The sequence below is a fragment of the Arenibacter sp. S6351L genome (genome assembly GCF_023016025.1).
Taxonomy (GTDB): Bacteria; Bacteroidota; Bacteroidia; order Flavobacteriales; family Flavobacteriaceae; genus Arenibacter; species Arenibacter algicola_B.
Genome location: NZ_JALKBB010000011.1, coordinates 107,994 through 126,819 on the forward strand (window position 1 = coordinate 107,994; position 18,826 = coordinate 126,819).

Consider the following 18,826-nt stretch of genomic DNA (forward strand, 5'->3'; position numbering starts at 1 on the left):
TTAGCGGTGCATCAACTTCGTCCCTTTAGACTGTATTACTTAAACAAATGTTCAACCAATACCATGTAAATTTATGAAAATTAAATTAATTAAGTCGCAGTCATTCGTGCGAATGCGGGTGCCATTTTTGATTATGAAAGCCTTTATCTTCTTATTGTGCACAACCGTTTTTGGAATTACTACAGAAAAATCATTTTCTCAAGAAAAAATATCCATTGATGTTGACAAGGTAGTTTCTGTAGATGAGGTCTTTGATATTATTCAGGACCAAACAAAGTATCGTTTTTTATATCCTGCCGATTTGTTTTCAAACGCCCCTAAGGTACGATTAAAAAAAGGAGAGATTGGGGTAGATGACCTCTTAAAACAAAGTTTATCCCATAGCGCAGTTGAATTTGAACTGTCACAAAAAAATCGAATAGTTATCCGTGAACGGGACTCGTATGATAAACCTTCCGAGTTGATCGAGCAACAGCAATTCCAAGTCTCGGGTATGGTGATCGACGAAGAGGGCGGGCCTTTACCAGGAGCTAGCGTTGTTGAAATGGGGACCCTAAATGGTACCCAAACCGATTTTGATGGTAATTTTACGCTTGACCTCACCAATGAGAATGCTGTTTTAAAGATATCATACATTGGTTTTGCACCCAAAGAAGTTGGGGTGAAGGGGCAAGCGAGTATAACAGTGACCTTGGCTGTTGATGCTGCTGGTCTGGAAGAGGTTGTTGTTGTTGGTTACGGAACCCAGAAAAGACGGGATTTAACCGGGGCGGTATCCTCTATCAGTACCCAGGATATCGTTAGGGCAAATCCGGTACAAGCCGCTGCTGCATTGCAAGGGCAGGTAACCGGTGTAAATATCAATAAAGTAAAAGGTAGACCGGGAGATGGTTTTACCATAGATATCCGAGGGCTCAGTAGTTTTGGAGATAGTGAGTCGAGTGCACCCCTAGTTGTAATTGATGGGGTTGTAGGAGGTGATATAAATACAATGAACCCCAATGATATTGCGGCCATGGATGTATTGAAGGATGCCTCATCTACGGCTATTTATGGTTCACGTGGTGCCAATGGGGTTATTATTATCACTACCAAAAAAGGGGTTTCCGGTAAGCCGAAGGTGACCTATAAAAATTATACAGGTGTAAAAGTACCAACACACCTCCCGGATATGATGACCGCGCAAGAGTTCTATAATAAGAATTATGTATTGCGTCCTCAGGAAACTGGAAAGACTCCCCGTAATATAACCGACAGTGAATTGGCCAATGTCCAAAATGGAACAACAGTCGATTGGCTAGACTTGGTAACAGGTGCTGCATTGCAAAGTACCCATGATATTTCACTCACTGGCGGTTCTGACAAAACCACCTACGATTTTTCAGCAGGATATTTGAACGAAGAGGGAAATACATTGGAAACTGGTTTCAAGAGATATACCATCAAAGGAGGAATTCAAAGTATTTTAAATGATAAATTAAAAGTAGGTATGTCAACTTACTATAGCTATAGTAAGCAAAATCTGGCAGGGACTGAGGCACTGCGGTCCGCTTATAGAGCGAGACCAACAGGAACAGTATATTATGATGATTTGTTGCCTCAAGATCAGGCTCAGGACAAAGATTGGAATGGGTATGCGGTTTTTATGGGAATTAATGACAATCAAGTTATTCACCCATTGGTAGAGATAAATCCTGAAAATTTTGTTCTGGAAACACGTCGTTCATCTTTATTGGCGAACGCCTATGTGGATTTTACTCTGGTAAAAGGGTTGTCGTTCAGGTCTTCGCTTTCGGCTGCGGTATCTAACCAAAAAGCGGGTGATTATAGGGGTACCTATACCAAGACCCAAAAAACCACGCTCTTACCCAAAGCCAATCTACAGACGACCGATGTGTCTTCCTATACCTTGGACAATACGATTACGTATAAGCTAGATTCGGGTTCTCACGATTTGACCATAACGGGCCTGTACAGTATTTTTCATGAAAGAGAACAATATTCCCGTATAGATGTGAAAGATCTACCTTTTAGGTCCTTGTGGTACTCCTTAGGAGATGGTGAGGTTACTAGAAACGAATCATTTTTATCCGAGCAAGCCTTGATTTCTTATATGGGCCGGTTAAATTATAGTTTTAAGAATAAATATTTGTTGACTGTAACCGGCAGGACCGATGGCGCATCTGTATTGTCCGAAGGCAACAAATGGCAATTTTTTCCTTCAGTAGCCTTGGCATGGCAGCTGGGTGAGGAGGATTTCATCAAAAATTCAAACTTGTTCTCAAATTTAAAATTAAGGGCTAGTTATGGCGAAGTAGGTAACGCTACCTCCATTAGTCCTTACGATACCCAGTCTACAGTGACCCAAACTCAGTATGATTTTGATGGTTCACCGGCCTATGGGTTTGCAATAAATAACCTGGCCAATAAAAATTTGGTATGGGAGCGAAGCAAGGAACTCAATTTAGGTCTTAATATGGGCTTATTTAATAATAGAGTCTCTACTTCGATTGAAGTTTACGATAGGAAAACCGTTGATCTGATCTTGGGGGATAAACTGCCCAATTCAACAGGATTTACGGATGTAGTGGCCAATGTGGGTGAGATTAGAAATTCTGGGGTAGAGGTATTATTGAACACCGTGAATATAGAAAAAAACGATTTTAGGTGGTCTACATCAATTAATTTTACCAAAAATAATAATGAGGTGACCAAATTGGCAGGTGGCCTTACTCAGGATATTGGAAACAATAGATTTGTCGGTGAGTCTGTGCAACCACTATATTACTTTGAGGTTGCAGGGATATGGCAACTTGATGAAGCTGATGAAGCTGCTTCATTTGGATATGATCCAGGTAATGTAAAGTTTGTGGATCAAAATGGGGATGGCAAAATCACGGAAGCTGACGATCGTGTAATTGTGGGATCCGAAACTCCGGATTATATTATGGGTATTCGTAATCAGTTCAATTACAAAAATCTGGATTTTTCCTTCTTTATATATACCAGACAAGGTGTACAATGGAAAAGTAATTACCTCACGGGAACTTTCGGACAAATTAACGAGGATCGATATAATGCAGATGCTAGTCTAAACTTTTGGACCAGCACAAATCCAACCAATGATTATTATGGTCTAAACGGTGCAGGGGGATCAGGTAAGACACCTACCGATTCGTTTAATGTAGTAGACACAGATTTTGTTCGTGTCTCGGATATCACTTTGGGTTACACATTCCCTAGTGATCTTTTAGGTCGCTTAGGTTTAGGCCATTTAAGAATCTATGCACAAGCAACCAATCCATTTTTGTTTACAAAGACCAAAGGATTTAGTCCAGAATACAATTCGGGAGTAAATAGCGATGATGTGCCATTTGCGATGTATGCGCTTGGTTTGAATATAACTTTCTAATCTAGATAGTTAAATAGAAAATTGTTTGATTATTTCACAAAAAAATAAGGATAAAATGAAAATATATAAAAAATGGCAAGTATTGACCACATGTATTTTGGTCTTTTCGGCAGTTGCATGTAGTGATTTTTTGGATGAGGATCCACAATCTCTTCAAACTGCTAATAAATATTATGTAAACGAAGAAGGCTTTGAAGACTTGGTACGAGCAATGTACCCACTATGGCGGGATATAATTCAGGATCGTACCTTAGTGCTGAGAGGCACGGATACGTTCAGCGCAGGTATTTGGGATGACGCTCTTACCAACCAAGGGCAAGGACCGGCAGAGGATGCTTATGACATAGGGTTTGGGGCAGGTTTTGAATCTTTGGAAACTTTATGGAACTTGCTGTACCGAGAAATCAACAGGACCAATACCGTAATAGACCGTGCCGAAGCGGTGGAAGGTATGGATGAGGGATTGAAGGCGATACGGGTAGCCGAAGCTAAGGTTTTGCGTTCGCTGGCACTCTTCTATGCAGTACAGCAATGGGGAGACATTCCAATGCCATTGAACGAGACCACTGTTCCAAACAAAGAAGTGGGCAAAGTAGCAGCCGCTGATGTCTATTCCCAGCTTATCGCCGATTTAACGGCCGCTGAAAATGTATTGCCTAAAGAAGCTACCGATTATGGACGTGTTACTAAGGGAACCGCCCAATTTTTATTGGCCCGGGTATATCTTACACGAGGATGGAATTTCGATAATTCATTAGGGGGTAGTAATACAGATTTTGATATGGCACTGGACTTTGCGGACAAAGTAATTGCAGAATATCCTTTGGCTGTAAACTATACCGATCTTTTCCCACAACGCAATGATAATCCGTTGCTGGAAACCAATAATCCAGGGAGTCAAAATGCTAAAAATGGTGAAATTGTATTTGCCATTCAATTTAATACAAATGATATTACCAATGCAGGTGATGACACCAATGACAATTCGATAGTAGGTAACGATTACCACTCTATATTCGGAGGAGGAGCTGACGAATTGCCTGGTGCAGTTGCACGTTCCAGTGCCTATAACCGACACTTGAATAAATTCAGTACCACCCCCGCGATATACCGTCTTTTCGACCCAGAAATGGATACGCGTTACAATCATAACTTCCTCGGAAAAATATATGCCTTGAAGAATGTCTCAGGATTTAATCCAGCAGATGGTGCCGCCCCAATAGATATTAACCAGGGCGATGTGGTACTTGAGTTCAGACCTTGGAATAGTCCAGCTTTGGATCTGTCCGAAAGAGGATTGGATGTAGGAGGCACATTGCCATACTCCGTTATCAATACCGACGAATATGGTAGAATAGACGCTTCTAAATACCACGACTCCTATAAATCGCCAATGATGTGGAAATTCTGGGAGCCGGGTATTCCTTATGGAGATGGAGGAGGTACATTCGATTTTGCGTTATTCCGTTCAGCTGAAGCCTATTTGATCGCTGCCGAGGCCATAGTTAAAGGAGCAACTGGCGGTAGTCTGGGATCGGCCGATGTTTATTACAACGCAATCGTTGACCGTGCCCTGGGCGTTAACGCAGGGGGGGAACCCTTGCAGGCAGCTGTTCCTGAAGATGTTTCTTCTTTAGCTTCAAAGTCATATAGGGCTACGGCGGCTACTATCGATATTGATATGATATTGGATGAACGTGCAAGGGAATTGATGGGAGAGTATATGAGATGGTATGATTTAAAGCGTACCGGTAAGTTAATTGAAAGAGCTACAAAATACAACCCTTGGACCGCAGCTAGTGGTAGTTTGGATACACACCATTTATTGCGTCCAATTCCCCAACAGGAGATAGATTTAGCTACAAATAATTTGGGTCAGAACCCAGGTTATTAAAAAATAATAGTTTTTGTTGAGTTAGTTTTTTTTGGTATAGTCAGGCCCTATTTGGGCTTGTCTGTACTAAAATTAATGGGTTCACGTATAGAAAGGATTTTAGGTCACATTGCCCAACTTCAATTGTCTCTACACTTATAGATGCACCTATTTAGACAGCAATAATAGAAACGGTCTTTAATTGGCATTAAAAAGTAAACCTAGCAAGGTGTTTTATGTCTTTGCGATAATTTACTTATGACTAATTTAGTCCTATAACCCATCAACTTATGATAATTAGTTCTAATAAATTAAACCCATGGAAAGAAGAAATTTTGTAAAATCAAGTGCCTCCGCCATAGTAGGTATTGCCGGCTTCTCTATAATCCCCTCAACTGTTTTAGGAAAAACTTTTGGCAATATAGCCCCAAGTGACAAAGTAAATTTGGCTTGTTGTGGAATCGGGAATAGAGGTGGTGGAATTACCAAATCTTTGCACGCAACTGGTTTGGCCAATATTGTTGCATTATGTGATGTAGATATGGGTGCTCCGCATACGTTGGAAGTAATGAAAATGTTTCCAAACGTCCCCCATTTTAAAGACTTCAGGGAAATGTTCGATAAAATGGGCGATAAAATTGAAGCGGTGAATGTGGGAACACCAGATTTTTCACATTTTCCGATTACCATGTTAGCTATGTCTTTGGGCATTCATGTATATGTGGAAAAGCCCATGGCAAGGACTTTCAATGAAGTTGAATTGATGATGGGTTGTGCTGAGAGGCATAATGTAGTTACCCAAATGGGAAATCAAGGGCATTCTGGAGAGAATTATTTTCAATTCAAAGCATGGAAGGAAGCTGGCATCATCAAGGATGTAACGGCTATTACCGCACACATGAACGGTCGTAGACGTTGGCATAGTTTTGACCCAAAAATGACTAAATATCCAGCAAAGGAAACCTTACCTACAACATTGGATTGGGATACCTGGCTCAACACTTCCTCACATCACGATTACAACAAAGATTTTGTAAACGGTCAATGGCGCTGTTGGTACGATTTTGGTATGGGCGCTCTTGGCGATTGGGGAGCACATATTATGGATACGGCACATCAGTTTCTTGAGCTTGGTCTACCGTATGAAGTGGATCCCGTTATGCTAGAAGGGTATAATCCATTTTTCTTCCCTATGTCATCTACCCTTGTATTTAAATTTCCGGAAAGGGGCAACATGCCGGCCCTAGATATTACATGGTATGATGGGGTAAATAATCAACCACCAATACCAAAAGGGTATGGTGTTTCTACAACCGATTCTAATATTCCACCACCAAGTGACGGTAAATTGGAGCCTACCAAACTAAAGCCTGGAAAAATAATCTACGGAAAGGATTTGACTTTTAAGGGAGGTTCCCACAGTAGTCCATTATCAATTATTCCAGAAAAAAAGGCGAAGGACATGCAGGGGAGTTTACCTGTTGTTCCCGAAAGCCCTTCAAACCACTTTGAGAACTTTTTGCTTTCCTGCAAGGGCGAAGAAAAATGCCGGTCATCCTTTGATATTGCGGGGCCATTGAGCCAAGTTTTTACCTTAGGTGTTTTAGCGCAAAGATTAAATTCAAAATTGATATTTGACCGTGAAACAAAACAGATTACAAACAATCCCCTTGCCAACATGATGCTAAGAGGAGGACAACCACGCAGGGGTTGGGAGGAATATTATAAACTCTAAAATTATTTCCAGTTACATGTACAACACTATTTTAACGAAATTAATTACTAGTTTTCTAATTCTGGTCGTCTCGACCGGTGTCTTGGCCCAAGAGTATACTATAACAGACTTCGGAGCCAGGAATGATGGGAAAACATTGGCATCATCCGCAATTCAATCTGCCATAGATGCTGCCCATAAAAAAGGCGGCGGAAAGGTAGTTGTTCCCAAAGGGGTTTTCCTTACGGGCAGTATCATCCTTAAAACAGGAGTTGAACTACACCTGAAAAAGGAAGCCATACTTCTGGGAAGTACGGATCCATATGATTATAAGGGAATAAACCGATGGAAATCACTGGTTTTGGCAGATGGCCAGAATCATATTGCAATTACCGGTGAAGGCACTATTGATGGTCAGGGCCAAGAGCTGGCGTTAAAAGTAGATAGTCTTTTTCATGTCGGGAAACTCGATAGTACCCATTATAACATCCGTAGGAAAAGGCCAAGTGAGGTTATGCGCCCGCAGCTTATTGAAGTAGTGAACAGCGAGCATATAACTATATCTGGGATAACATTGAAGAATGCAGCTTGTTGGGTACAGACGTATGATAAGTGTACAGACCTTATTATCGATAAGATTCGGGTGGATAGCGATGCCTATTGGAACAATGATGGCATGGATATAAGTGACTGTAAAAATGTTCGCATAACTAACTGTTATGTAAACGCGGCCGATGACGGAATTTGTCTTAAATCGCATTCGAAAGGTTTCCTGAACGATAATATTTATATCGCAAATTGTACCATTCGATCCAGTGCCAGTGCTATAAAATTTGGTACTGCATCTGTTGGTGGATTCAGGAATATTAAAATAGAGAACATAACGATTTTTGATACCTTTCGATCCGCTCTGGCCTTCGAGGCGGTTGATGGGGGTACCATAGAAAATGTAGCTGTTACCAATGTATCTGCAACCACTACAGGGAATGCCCTCTTTATTAAGTTAGGAAATAGAAATGTAGATCGTAAAGTAGGTGCCATCAAAAATATAAGGATTAAAAATTTAAACGTTCATATTCCATTTTCCAAACCAGATCTTAAATATAATATTAGAGGTCCGGAATCCCCGTTTTTTCACAACGTTTTTCCTGCCTCAATTTCCGGATTGCCAGGACATGATGTGGAAAATATTATGTTGGAAAACATCTCCATCTCCTATCCTGGACGTGGAAATAAAGGTTATGCCCACTTACCGGTTTGGCGTCTTAACACTATACCCGAAAAAGCTTCTTCGTACCCGGAATTCTCTATGTTCGGAGAACTTCCCTCGTGGGGACTCTATATAAGACACGTAACAGGTTTGGAAATGAAGAATGTGAGGTTAAGTGTCCGAGAACTAGATTTTAGGCCAGCTTATGTCTTTGATGATGTGAAAGGCCTAAATATAGAAGGTGGGAGCATCACCTCGCTATCAAATAATGAACAATTTATTATTAAGGACGTTAAGGGTTTAAAGATAAGCGAACTTTCTGTAGATGGTTTTGAATTAGAAAAAGTGATTTCCTATGGTACAAATTCGGACATAATAGGGGTTCAATTTCAAAAGTAACAACGTCTATGGTATTCAAAATAAACCAGAGGGTATTCAAATTGAAAATGAATGATGTGCCCAAGAAGAAATAGAAATTTTTTATCTTATGAAAATCAAAAATAGCACCGCTTATTTATTCATGGGAATATTGATTTTGTTGGGTTGTTCCGAAAGCAAGGACCCCATTAACCCCCCTAACATTGTTTATATTTTAGCCGATGACTTGGGGTATGGAGATGTATCCATTTATAACCCGGATTCTAAAATAAAGACTCCCAATATTGATAAATTGGCCTCAGAGGGAATGCGGTTTACGGATGCACATTCACCTTCTTCGGTTTGTACGCCAACCAGATATGGAATTTTAACGGGAAGATATTGTTGGCGGACCAAATTACCAACAGGAGTGTTGCGTGGTTATGGACAAGCCCTTATAGAGAAAGATAGAACTACCATAGCCTCCTTATTACAGGAGCATAAATATACTACCGGTGTAATCGGAAAGTGGCACCTTGGCCTAGACTGGGTCTTAAAAGAGGAATATAAAGATTCCATAAACAGCGCGTCTGTTCAAAAAAGCGAATTAGGCCTTATTACCCAAATGAACGGAGATTGGGTGGATTTCACAAAAAAACCGACAGATGGACCATTGAACCATGGGTTCGACTATAGTTATATTTTGCCCGCCTCCCTGGATATGGAACCCTATTGCTATATGGAAAATGATGTATTAACGGAATTGCCTAACGAACATACACCTGGTAACGATCTTGATACCGGGTCTTATGCCACAGAGGCATTTTGGCGGCCGGGGCGTATCACTAAAAGCTTTGATTTCTATGACGTATTACCTAAGTTCATTGATAAGGCCAAAGAGTTCGTCCAATCGAATTCAAAGAATAAAAAACCATTTTTTTTGTATTTGCCTTTGGCAGCCCCTCATTCACCTTGGGTGCCCAAAAAAGATTATGATGGTACTTCAGGAGCAGGTCAATATGGGGATTTTGTACAAATGGTGGATGCCCAGATAGGAAGTTTCCTGAAAAGTCTGGATGAAAGTAAAATTTCGGAAAATACAATTGTGATTTTTGCCAGTGATAATGGCCCTTTTTGGAAGCCCGATTTTATAAAACGATTTGATCATAAGGCCGCTGACATTTATCGAGGTATGAAAGCGGATATTTATGAAGGGGGTCACAGAATTCCATTTATAGTACGTTGGCCAGGGAAGGTTAAAGCGGGGTCTGTGAGTGATTTTAAAACCACATTGACGAATTTGATGGCTACTTGCGGTGATATCGTTGGTATACAGTTAAACGATAGAACCGGGGAGGATAGTCAGAGTATCTATCCCATTTTATTGGATGAAAATAAAAGTAACACTGAAGCAATGCCAATTGTACATCATTCATCCAAGGGGTTCTTTGCTGTCCGAAAAGGAGACTGGAAACTCATTGAAAAAAGAGGTTCCGGTGGATTTTCTATACCAGTTGTAATAGAACCAAATGTGGGCGATCCAATGGGGCAGCTGTACAACATAGGAGAGGATCCTTCTGAAACCAACAACTTATATAATGAAAAACCTGAACTGGTAAAAGAACTATTGGATGAATTGGAAAATATTCGAAATCATTGAAAGAGAAGTGATGTGGAATAATATGATGTTCATAGTTGGGTAAGTTTGAAATTGAAGACAAAAAAAGCAAAAAAAAATGGGCTTTTATCAAAATCGCCCAACAAGTATAGAAAGGACCCAAAATGGAGGTTATTACTGGGATATTAAGATTAGGAAAAAGCTATGATTATAAATAATAGAATTAGAATTGTATTTTATTTAGGAATACTGGTATTAGCAGTTTCACTTAGTTCCTGCTCTGCAGAAAAACCTAAGGATAAGCGCCCTAACATTGTACTGATTATGTCAGATGATATGGGGTATTCAGATATTGGCTGTTATGGAAGTGAAATTAACACCCCTAACTTGGATTTTTTGGCATCCAAGGGGATTCGTTTCACCAATTTCTATAATGAGGCTAAATGCTGCCCAACAAGGGCATCCCTATTAACGGGTGTTTATCATCATGAAGCCGGCATGGGACGTATGGTATCCGATCCGGAAAAGGAAATAAAACCTGGACCCTATCAAGGTTTTTTAAACGACCAAACCATAACCCTTGCAGAAGGCCTAAAAAGGGCTGGGTATGCTACTTATATGTCAGGTAAATGGCATGTAGGGGAACGTAAGGAACATTGGCCAACCAAAAGAGGCTTTGATCAATATTTTGGTTTGATAAGTGGTGCAAGCAGCTACTATGAGTTATTGGATCAAAAAGAAAGAAAGCGAATCATGGCATATAATGGAGAATCATGGAATCCTCCGTCCGAAGGTTTTTACATGACCGATGCTTTTACGGACAAGGCTACATCGTTTATTTCCGACCATGAAACAAATGATCCGGATAAACCCTTTTTCTTATATCTAGCCTACAACGCTCCACATTGGCCGTTGCATGCTTTACCCGATGATATTGCTAAATATGAAGGTAAGTATAATATTGGCTGGGATGAGCTACGAAAAAACAGATATGCAAAACAACTGGAGTTGGGCATTGTGGATAGTAGCTCCCCATTATCTTCACGTACTTCGACCATACCATCTTGGGAGTCCGTTGAGAATAAAGAAGATTGGGCTTTGCGAATGCAGGTATATGCAGCAATGGTAGATCGAATGGATCAAGGCATCGGCAAAGTAATAAAGCAGTTGGAACAGGCTGGGGAATTGGATAATACCCTTATTGTCTTTGTTTCGGATAATGGAGGTTGTGCCGAAAGTGTCGAAGGCCGAAATCTGGATATTAGCGGAAGTGTCATTGGAGAAAAGGGTTCGTACAAGGCCTATAGGGAACCATGGGCCAATGCCTCAAATACACCATACAGATATTATAAAAACTGGATGCATGAAGGAGGAATTTCCTCTCCTTGCATTGTTTATTGGCCGAAGGAAATAAAAGAATCCAGAATAGAATCAAAACAGTTCGGTCACATATTGGATATTATGCCCACCTTTTTGGAAGTGGCAGGGGTAGATTATAGCGAGGTTTCCAATGGAGAACCGTTGATTCCCCTTAAAGGAAAGAGTATTTTACCTATTCTTAATAATCAATTGATAACCAGGGATAAGCCTTTTTATTGGGAATTTGCTGGGGCAAAAGCAATGAGATCGGGAGATATGAAATTGGTAAAGGGAAGTACTACCGATTGGGAACTGTACAATTTGAAATATGACCCCACTGAATTAACCGATTTAAGTGCGAAAAAACCTGAGATAGTCGAAGCCATGAAAAAATCCTATCAGGAATGGGCCATTGAAGTAGGAGTTAAATAAAAATTAATAACAAAGATGATAGTATCCAAAATGAAGATTAGCGATATTTCAAAATCAAAAAGCACATTACTTTTAGTACTGAGTATGTGTTTAGGCTTTCTTTTTTGTACATGTTCTTCTGTAAAAAATGAGACTGCAAGACCAAACGTCTTATTCGTTGCTTTTGATGATTTAAACGATTGGGAAGGTGCTATGTTCGGACATCCACAGAGCATTACCCCCAATATTGATCGCTTGGCAGCAAAAGGGGTGCTATTCAGTAATGCCCATAGTGTGGCCACCATGTGCTGCCCTTCACGAACTTCGGTAATAACCGGATTAAGACCTACTACTACAGGAGTTTACAAAAATACAGATACACCTTTAGATCTTTATAAAAGCAAAAGAACCCTTAATAGACATTTTAAGGAAAACGGATATTTTGTTGCAGGCGCTGGTAAGATTTTGCACAAGTTCCATTATGAGAAATCCGATTGGCACGAATTTGTGGGAAGACATCAAGAAGATGGAGTAGTGGGTAACCGGGAGAATCCAGAAAAGGAAAACATAACCAAACTTAGCGGTAATATTGCCTGGGGCTCTTTTTCCTCGCCGGACTCCTTAACCTTCGATAGCAAAACCGTTGACTGGGTCAAAGACAGAATTAATCGTGACCATGACAAACCGTTCTTTCTGGCCTGTGGCATTTATCGTCCGCATATCCCTTGGTTTGTACCCGAGAAGTACTTTGATCAACACCCCCTGAAGGAGGTAAAATTACCCTTGGTTAAAGAAAAAGATTTGGACGATGTGCCCTTATCAGGAAAAAATATTGCCTATTCAACATCCAATTTTAGTAATGATAACGACCTGCATAATACAGAAGGAAACAGTGAACATGAAGCCATTAAAAAAGCAGATTTATGGCATGAAGCCGTTCAGGCTTATCTGGCCTCGGTAAGTTATGCCGATGCACAATTTGGTCGATTACTTGATGCCCTGGAGTACAGTAAGTACGCTGATAACACCATTATTGTATTATGGAGCGATCATGGATGGCAGCTCGGGGAAAAGGAACATTGGCGTAAGGCCACCTTATGGGAGGAAGTAACCAGGGTTCCACTTATAATTTATGACCCAAAAAATACTGGGAATGACGAATGTAGACAAGCTGTTAGCCTCATAGATATTTATCCCACCTTGATTGAACTGTGCGGCTTACCCCCGATTGATGCTTTGGAGGGTGAAAGCTTGGTTCCCCAATTAATCGATCCCAAAGCTAAAAGAACCAGCCCAGCTATTTCAAGTTTAACGCCAGATTTTCATTCGATAAGGGATGACCGGTTTAGATATACTTCCTACGGAAACGGAGAAGAGGAGTTGTATGACCATGAAACAGATCCTCATGAATGGACAAATATTGCTGACGATAAAAATTACAAAGAATTAAAGGAAAGGCTTAAAACCTATATACCCACCAATGCCCAGAAGCCTACCAAAGGAATCTATAACAAACAAAACCAAGAATAAAAGTGTTATGACACCAAGAAAGACAAGTTACATTTTATTAGTTGGGGTTTTGCTATTATTGAGCTCATGCATGGGGGTAAGCCCTGCTAAGAAAGAAAAACAAAAAAGCCCCAACATCATATTTATTCTGACGGATGATCAGGGGTGGACACAAACTTCGCACCGGGCCGACCCGAATATTCCCGAATCGAAAAGTGACTATTATGAAACACCGAATATGGATTTACTGGCTGAATCAGGGGTGCTGTTTACAGAGGGATATGCACCAAACCCAATCTGTTCGCCATCGCGTAACAGTTTAATGTTTGGTCAGAACGGGGCTAGGCACATTTACAATAAAGATGCTGACTGGTATAAAAAAACAACCAATTGGCTTACTATTCCAAGAGCCATTAAAAAAGCTAATCCCGCTTATAGAACAGCTCATTTTGGCAAGTGGCACATTGCCATGGAACCTAAAGATGCCGGTTTCGACTACAATGATGGAATGACTTCCAATAGTGGTGGTGAAATTTTTGGTGATGGGTTTTTAAATATTAAAGAGTATACAAAGGCCGCGGATAAATATATGAAAGACAATAAGGAAGAAAATCCTTCAAATGCTAAAAGGGCCGGTAAGCCAAGCGGACATTGGGACGATAAGAATGCCAAGGATATTTTCGGAATCACCAAACGTGCTAAAGATTTTATGAAAGAGAGTGTTGCCGAAGGGAAACCTTTTTATGTACAGCTTTCCCACTATGCCGCCCATCTTTCATTGGTATCACAAAAAGAAACCTATGAATATTTTAAGAACAAAAAACCGGGAGAACGACATACAAATCCGGAATTTGGGGCCATGCTGAAAGATTTGGATACCGGTGTGGGAATGATTATGGATTTTGTTAAAGAGATGGAGATCGAAGACAATACCTACATCTTTTTAATGGGCGACAATGGCGGACGTTTATCATTAAATCAAATTGCCGTAATCGATGAAAACAAGGAACTGGTAAATGCTTATTATTCAACGCAACACAACAGAAATCTTCCTTTACGCGATGGAAAACACTCCTTCTACGAAGGTGGTATAAGGGTTCCGTTTATGGCTGTAGGCCCTGGAATTAAAGCAAACAGGGTAAGCAGAACTCCAGTAACTGGTTTAGACTTTTTGCCCACGTTTACTGAGCTGGCTGGGGGAAATGTTGAAATGACAGATGCAATTGATGGTGGAAATATGGTTCCATTACTACTCAATGAGAAAATTGAAAAAGTGGAGCGGAACAGCGAATATCTAATATTTCATCAAGGGTCGCACCGCAAACCACGGAGTGCCATACGGAAAGGCGATTTTAAACTAATTAAATATTGGTCCAAGGAGACAAAATACAAGAACACACCAAAAGTTGAGCTGTTCAATATAAAAGAAGATTTGGGTGAAACCACGAACATAATCGAAAAATATCCGGAAATAGCAAGAGAACTGGAAACAGAACTAAATAAGTTCCTGACCAAAACAAATGCGGAAACCGGAATACGGGATATTGAAGGAGCATACTATCGTTTAATGGACGATTTGGAACTATCATCTGACGACGACGAATGATGGTAAGAAGCTTAGTAATATGGTTTTAAACAGTAGGGAATTGCATAATTCCATACGCCTACATAAAAACAAAATAAGAGTCACATATTATGGGGTTAAGTAGAAGGCAATTTACAGAATCACTAGGGGCATCCTTGATACTTTCACTTTTGCCAGGCATTATTTTTGGCAGCTGTGGAACAAAGTCCGTTCAAAGGGTAGACTCGGTCACCTTATTTCTAATCAATGTAACCAAAGCCCGAAACTTCAGTCATTCGGTCTGGTATAACAGACAACATGTTTTTTTGAAATTTCAATCAGGTAATCACATTGGTTGGGCAGAAGCGTTGGTCAATAAAAACGATCTTGATTTTGATATTGCTTCATGGGGGGCTTTCCTTAAGGAGTTACAAGGTTTGAAAATAGAAGAGGCTATAGGATATGTCCGTAATAAATTTCTTAGGGGTGCCTGGAATGCAAAACAGAGTGAGCCGGCACTTATTGCTCTGTACGATTTGGTGGGCAAGGTGGCCAATAAGCCTACCATCGAATTATGGGGTCTAGAAGGTCGAAATCCTGTTCCTGGTCTCTTCTGTATTTTGGAAAAGGAAGTAGAGCTGGCTTTGAAGCAAGCAGAAATTGCCAAAGAACAAAAATTGGCCAGCCATGTAAAAGTAAAAATGTTCGGTATAGCCTCGGTCGATTTGGCACTGACCACGGCACTTCGGAGTTCTTTTGGTAAAGAGACTTTTTTAATGGCCGATGCCAACAGGGGTTATAAAGCCTGGACGAGTATTGATGAATTGGCCATAATTTTAAAGGGGTTACAAGCAGAAGGATTGGATGCTATGGAAGACCCGGCCGAATTAACATCGGAACAGTGGATAGCCTTACAGTCCAAAGTTGGTGATTTTTCGTTGATACCTGATCGCCCGATGCGGCCTGCCTATAAGGCACTTGATACGTTTGTTCCTCAAATGGGGGATTATTTCAATATTCATCCCGATACCATGGGGACTTTTAAGGAGGCCGTTGAATTGGGCAGGAGAATCATGGCTTCCGACCGCGGTCTAATGATCGGGGATAGCAGCCTAATTGGTCCGGCCTGTACATTTTGGCAACAATTAGCCATTGGGCTAGGCGCATCTTGGGTCGAAGCCATTGAAAAACCACAAGAGTCGGAGGTATTTGCCAAATGTGTAAAGCAAATGTCAACAAGAATAAACAACAAAGGGATGAGTGAAATTACAAAGCTGCGCCCTGGTTTCGGAATAGAAATGGATGAAACTAAACTCGGAAAAATGGCCGACAATTTTGTTATTCTGTACTAGCCAAAAGATTAGATTTAAATGCAAACACTTGAAATTTATGATTATAATGAACACTAAGAAAGTGAAAAATCACATGAAAATAATGCTGCTGGCCATCGTTGTAAGTGCAGCGGTTATGCCAGCTATAGCACAGCAAGAGAAAAAGCCGGCAGATATGGTCTATCCCTTGCTGGATGCGGCGAATTCACGCTGGTTTTACTTCTCATCGGCAACCCGGCCCTTTGGAATGGTAAATCTTAGCCCGGATATGGGGGTAGGAGGTGCCTGGGATTCTGGATACCGTTATAACAGGGATACCATAAACTTTTTTAGCCACATTCACGCCTGGCAATTGTCCGGTATTCCGGTACTACCTGTAACCGGAGATTTTAAGGGACATTTGGGAGCCGAAAAATACGGATCACGTTATTCCCACGAAAATGAGGTGGTGAAGGCAGGCTATCATTCCGTAGACCTTGAAACCTACGATATAAAGGCAGAACTAACGGCCACTACACGTGTTGGTTTTCATAGATATACTTATCCCGAAGGAAAAGAGAAGTACCTGTTGCTCGATCTAGGGGCAATGCTGGGACCAAGTGGCACAGAAAAAGGGTATGCCAAACAAGTCGGTAGAAATGAGATTGCTGGCTATGCGCTAATGGAGGCAACGCGAAGAAGGCCTAAAGCGACCTATGTGTATTATTCCATCAAGTTTGATACCCCTTTCGAGGCTATGCGAGCATGGCAAAATGGAAAATTATTGAACAAGACCAAAAAGTTCGAAGGTAGTGACGGAGGGGTCTATGTTAATTTTAAAGGCAATGAAGCTCAGACCGTGCAAATGAAGGTGGCCATATCGTATGTAAGTACAGAGCAAGCTCGACTAAATATGCAAAGTGAACTCCCTCATTGGGATTTTGACAAGGTAGCAGCGGATGCCTTCAATGAATGGAATAGTTGGTTGGGCCGTATCGAAATTGATGGTGGTACCGAAAAACAACAGTCTCGTTTTTATACTGATCTTTGGCACGCTCTGCAAGGCCGACGTATTATCAGCGATTTTAATGGGAAGTATAGTGATATGACCGGAGAATCTCCGCGTGTTGGACAAATACCAGTGGATGCTAGTGGAAAACCGAAATTCAATCATTATAATTCCGATTCCTTTTGGGGTGCTCAATGGACCATTAATACCTTATGGCATTTAGTGTATCCTGAAGTTTCAGAGGGATTTGTGAACTCTATGTTGATGATGTACGATGACGGTGGACTCATTCCACGGGGTCCATCGGGGGGAAATTACACCTACGTAATGACCGGGGCATCGTCTACACCTTTTATTGTTAGTGCATATATGAAAGGTATTAGGGGTTTTGATATAGACAAGGCTTATGAAGGAATGCGTAAAAATGCACTACCCGGTGGTATTATGGGTAGAGCCGGTTATGAACACAACACAGAATTAGGTGGTGGTCTCACCTATTATATCAATAACGGATATGTTCCGTTTCCCAATCCAGATAAGAATAACGCTTTCCATAACGAGGGAGCGGGCCAAACCTTGGAATATGCCTATCAAGATTGGTGTTTGTCACAAATGGCAAAGGCTTTGGGTAAAAATGAAGATGCCACACTTTTCTCCAACAGGGCCAAAAATTATCAAAATGTGTGGGACAATAGTTCTGGCTGGATGAGGCCAAGGGAGTTAGACGGTAGTTGGATGGAGCCATTCAATCCTATTTTGAGCCACTATGGCTTTGTGGAAAGTACAGCCACACAATCTACTTGGTTCGTGCCTCACGATATGCAAGGACTTTTTGATTTGATGGGTGGTAATGAAAAAGCAGCGCTGAAATTAAACCAACAATTTCAGATTAGCAATTCACACGATTTTATTTCGAAATCATTCAAATCAGACAAATTCGTTAGTCGAGCGCTACATAACACCTATCTTAACTACGGCAACCAACCATCCATGCAAGTCGGTTTTATTTTTAACTATGCGGGAAAACCCTGGTTGACACAGTATTGGACCCGTGAAGTAACGGAAAGAATTTACAGCCATTTAGATCCGCAAAATGGATATAACGGTGATGAGGACCAAGGGCTGATGGGATCCCTGTCTGTATTGTTGAAAATGGGATTGTTTGAGATGAGGGGAGGAGCCGCGCTAAGACCCAGTTATGAAATTGGAAGTCCAATTTTCGATAAAATAACAATCAAGCTCAATAAACAGTATTACCCGGGAGGTGAGTTCATAATTGAAACCAAAGATAACTCCTCGCAAAACCGATATATCCAATCCGCAAATTTGAATGGAAATGATTTGGACAAGGCATGGTTTTATCACGATGAATTGATAAAGGGAGGTAAGCTTATTTTAAATATGGGCAAGGAACCCAATAAAAGTTGGGGCAGTGATTCCAACAAACTACCTAAATCTATGTCTACTGAGACCAATTAGG

The 18,826-nt window shown here is 40.8% G+C and carries 10 protein-coding genes; all 10 read left to right on the plus strand.

The window, feature by feature from the left end; translation table 11 throughout:
- Window positions 1-73: 73 nt before the first annotated feature.
- The 10 genes from MWU82_RS11245 to MWU82_RS11290 all read left to right on the plus strand — a co-directional run bounded on the left by MWU82_RS11245 (window position 74) and on the right by MWU82_RS11290 (window position 18,825).
- Window positions 74-3,412: a TonB-dependent receptor gene (locus MWU82_RS11245; RefSeq protein WP_247096458.1), complete on the plus strand. Its 3,339-nt coding sequence runs from the start codon at window positions 74-76 to the stop codon at window positions 3,410-3,412.
- A gap of 55 nt (window positions 3,413-3,467) precedes the next feature.
- A complete protein-coding gene (locus MWU82_RS11250; RefSeq protein WP_247096459.1) occupies window positions 3,468-5,306 on the plus strand; it encodes a RagB/SusD family nutrient uptake outer membrane protein in 1,839 nt (612 codons plus the stop codon).
- Window positions 5,307-5,604: 298 nt separating this feature from the next.
- On the plus strand, window positions 5,605-7,020 hold the full coding sequence (locus MWU82_RS11255; protein ID WP_247096460.1) for a Gfo/Idh/MocA family oxidoreductase: 1,416 nt from the start codon (window positions 5,605-5,607) through the stop codon (window positions 7,018-7,020).
- Between the two features lie 16 nt (window positions 7,021-7,036).
- Window positions 7,037-8,608: a glycosyl hydrolase family 28 protein gene (locus MWU82_RS11260; protein WP_247096461.1), complete on the plus strand. Its 1,572-nt coding sequence runs from the start codon at window positions 7,037-7,039 to the stop codon at window positions 8,606-8,608.
- Window positions 8,609-8,696: 88 nt separating this feature from the next.
- Window positions 8,697-10,226 (plus strand): arylsulfatase, encoded by a 1,530-nt coding sequence (locus MWU82_RS11265; RefSeq protein ID WP_247096462.1) that lies wholly within the window; start codon window positions 8,697-8,699, stop codon window positions 10,224-10,226.
- 162 nt (window positions 10,227-10,388) lie between these two features.
- Window positions 10,389-11,975 (plus strand): arylsulfatase, encoded by a 1,587-nt coding sequence (locus MWU82_RS11270; protein WP_247096463.1) that lies wholly within the window; start codon window positions 10,389-10,391, stop codon window positions 11,973-11,975.
- 15 nt (window positions 11,976-11,990) lie between these two features.
- Complete coding sequence (locus MWU82_RS11275; protein ID WP_247096464.1) at window positions 11,991-13,484, plus strand: sulfatase; 1,494 nt, start codon at window positions 11,991-11,993, stop codon at window positions 13,482-13,484.
- Between the two features lie 7 nt (window positions 13,485-13,491).
- Window positions 13,492-15,069 (plus strand): sulfatase, encoded by a 1,578-nt coding sequence (locus MWU82_RS11280; protein WP_247096465.1) that lies wholly within the window; start codon window positions 13,492-13,494, stop codon window positions 15,067-15,069.
- A gap of 89 nt (window positions 15,070-15,158) precedes the next feature.
- The gene (locus MWU82_RS11285; protein WP_247096466.1) at window positions 15,159-16,379 is read left to right on the plus strand and encodes a mandelate racemase/muconate lactonizing enzyme family protein; all 1,221 of its coding nucleotides are present in this window, start codon (window positions 15,159-15,161) and stop codon (window positions 16,377-16,379) included.
- A 46-nt stretch (window positions 16,380-16,425) separates the two neighbouring features.
- Window positions 16,426-18,825, plus strand: coding sequence for a GH92 family glycosyl hydrolase (locus MWU82_RS11290; RefSeq protein WP_247096467.1), 2,400 nt, complete (start codon window positions 16,426-16,428; stop codon window positions 18,823-18,825).
- Window position 18,826 lies beyond the last annotated feature (1 nt).

What these genes read in the sequence shown, in the direction of transcription:
- MWU82_RS11245 (WP_247096458.1), top strand. Translation starts at nt 74, where the DNA reads ATGAAAATTAAATTAATTAAGTCGCAGTCATTCGTGCGAATGCGGGTG.
- MWU82_RS11250 (WP_247096459.1), top strand. Translation starts at nt 3,468, where the DNA reads ATGAAAATATATAAAAAATGGCAAGTATTGACCACATGTATTTTGGTC.
- MWU82_RS11255 (WP_247096460.1), top strand. Translation starts at nt 5,605, where the DNA reads ATGGAAAGAAGAAATTTTGTAAAATCAAGTGCCTCCGCCATAGTAGGT.
- MWU82_RS11260 (WP_247096461.1), top strand. Translation starts at nt 7,037, where the DNA reads ATGTACAACACTATTTTAACGAAATTAATTACTAGTTTTCTAATTCTG.
- MWU82_RS11265 (WP_247096462.1), top strand. Translation starts at nt 8,697, where the DNA reads ATGAAAATCAAAAATAGCACCGCTTATTTATTCATGGGAATATTGATT.
- MWU82_RS11270 (WP_247096463.1), top strand. Translation starts at nt 10,389, where the DNA reads ATGATTATAAATAATAGAATTAGAATTGTATTTTATTTAGGAATACTG.
- MWU82_RS11275 (WP_247096464.1), top strand. Translation starts at nt 11,991, where the DNA reads ATGATAGTATCCAAAATGAAGATTAGCGATATTTCAAAATCAAAAAGC.
- MWU82_RS11280 (WP_247096465.1), top strand. Translation starts at nt 13,492, where the DNA reads ATGACACCAAGAAAGACAAGTTACATTTTATTAGTTGGGGTTTTGCTA.
- MWU82_RS11285 (WP_247096466.1), top strand. Translation starts at nt 15,159, where the DNA reads ATGGGGTTAAGTAGAAGGCAATTTACAGAATCACTAGGGGCATCCTTG.
- MWU82_RS11290 (WP_247096467.1), top strand. Translation starts at nt 16,426, where the DNA reads ATGAACACTAAGAAAGTGAAAAATCACATGAAAATAATGCTGCTGGCC.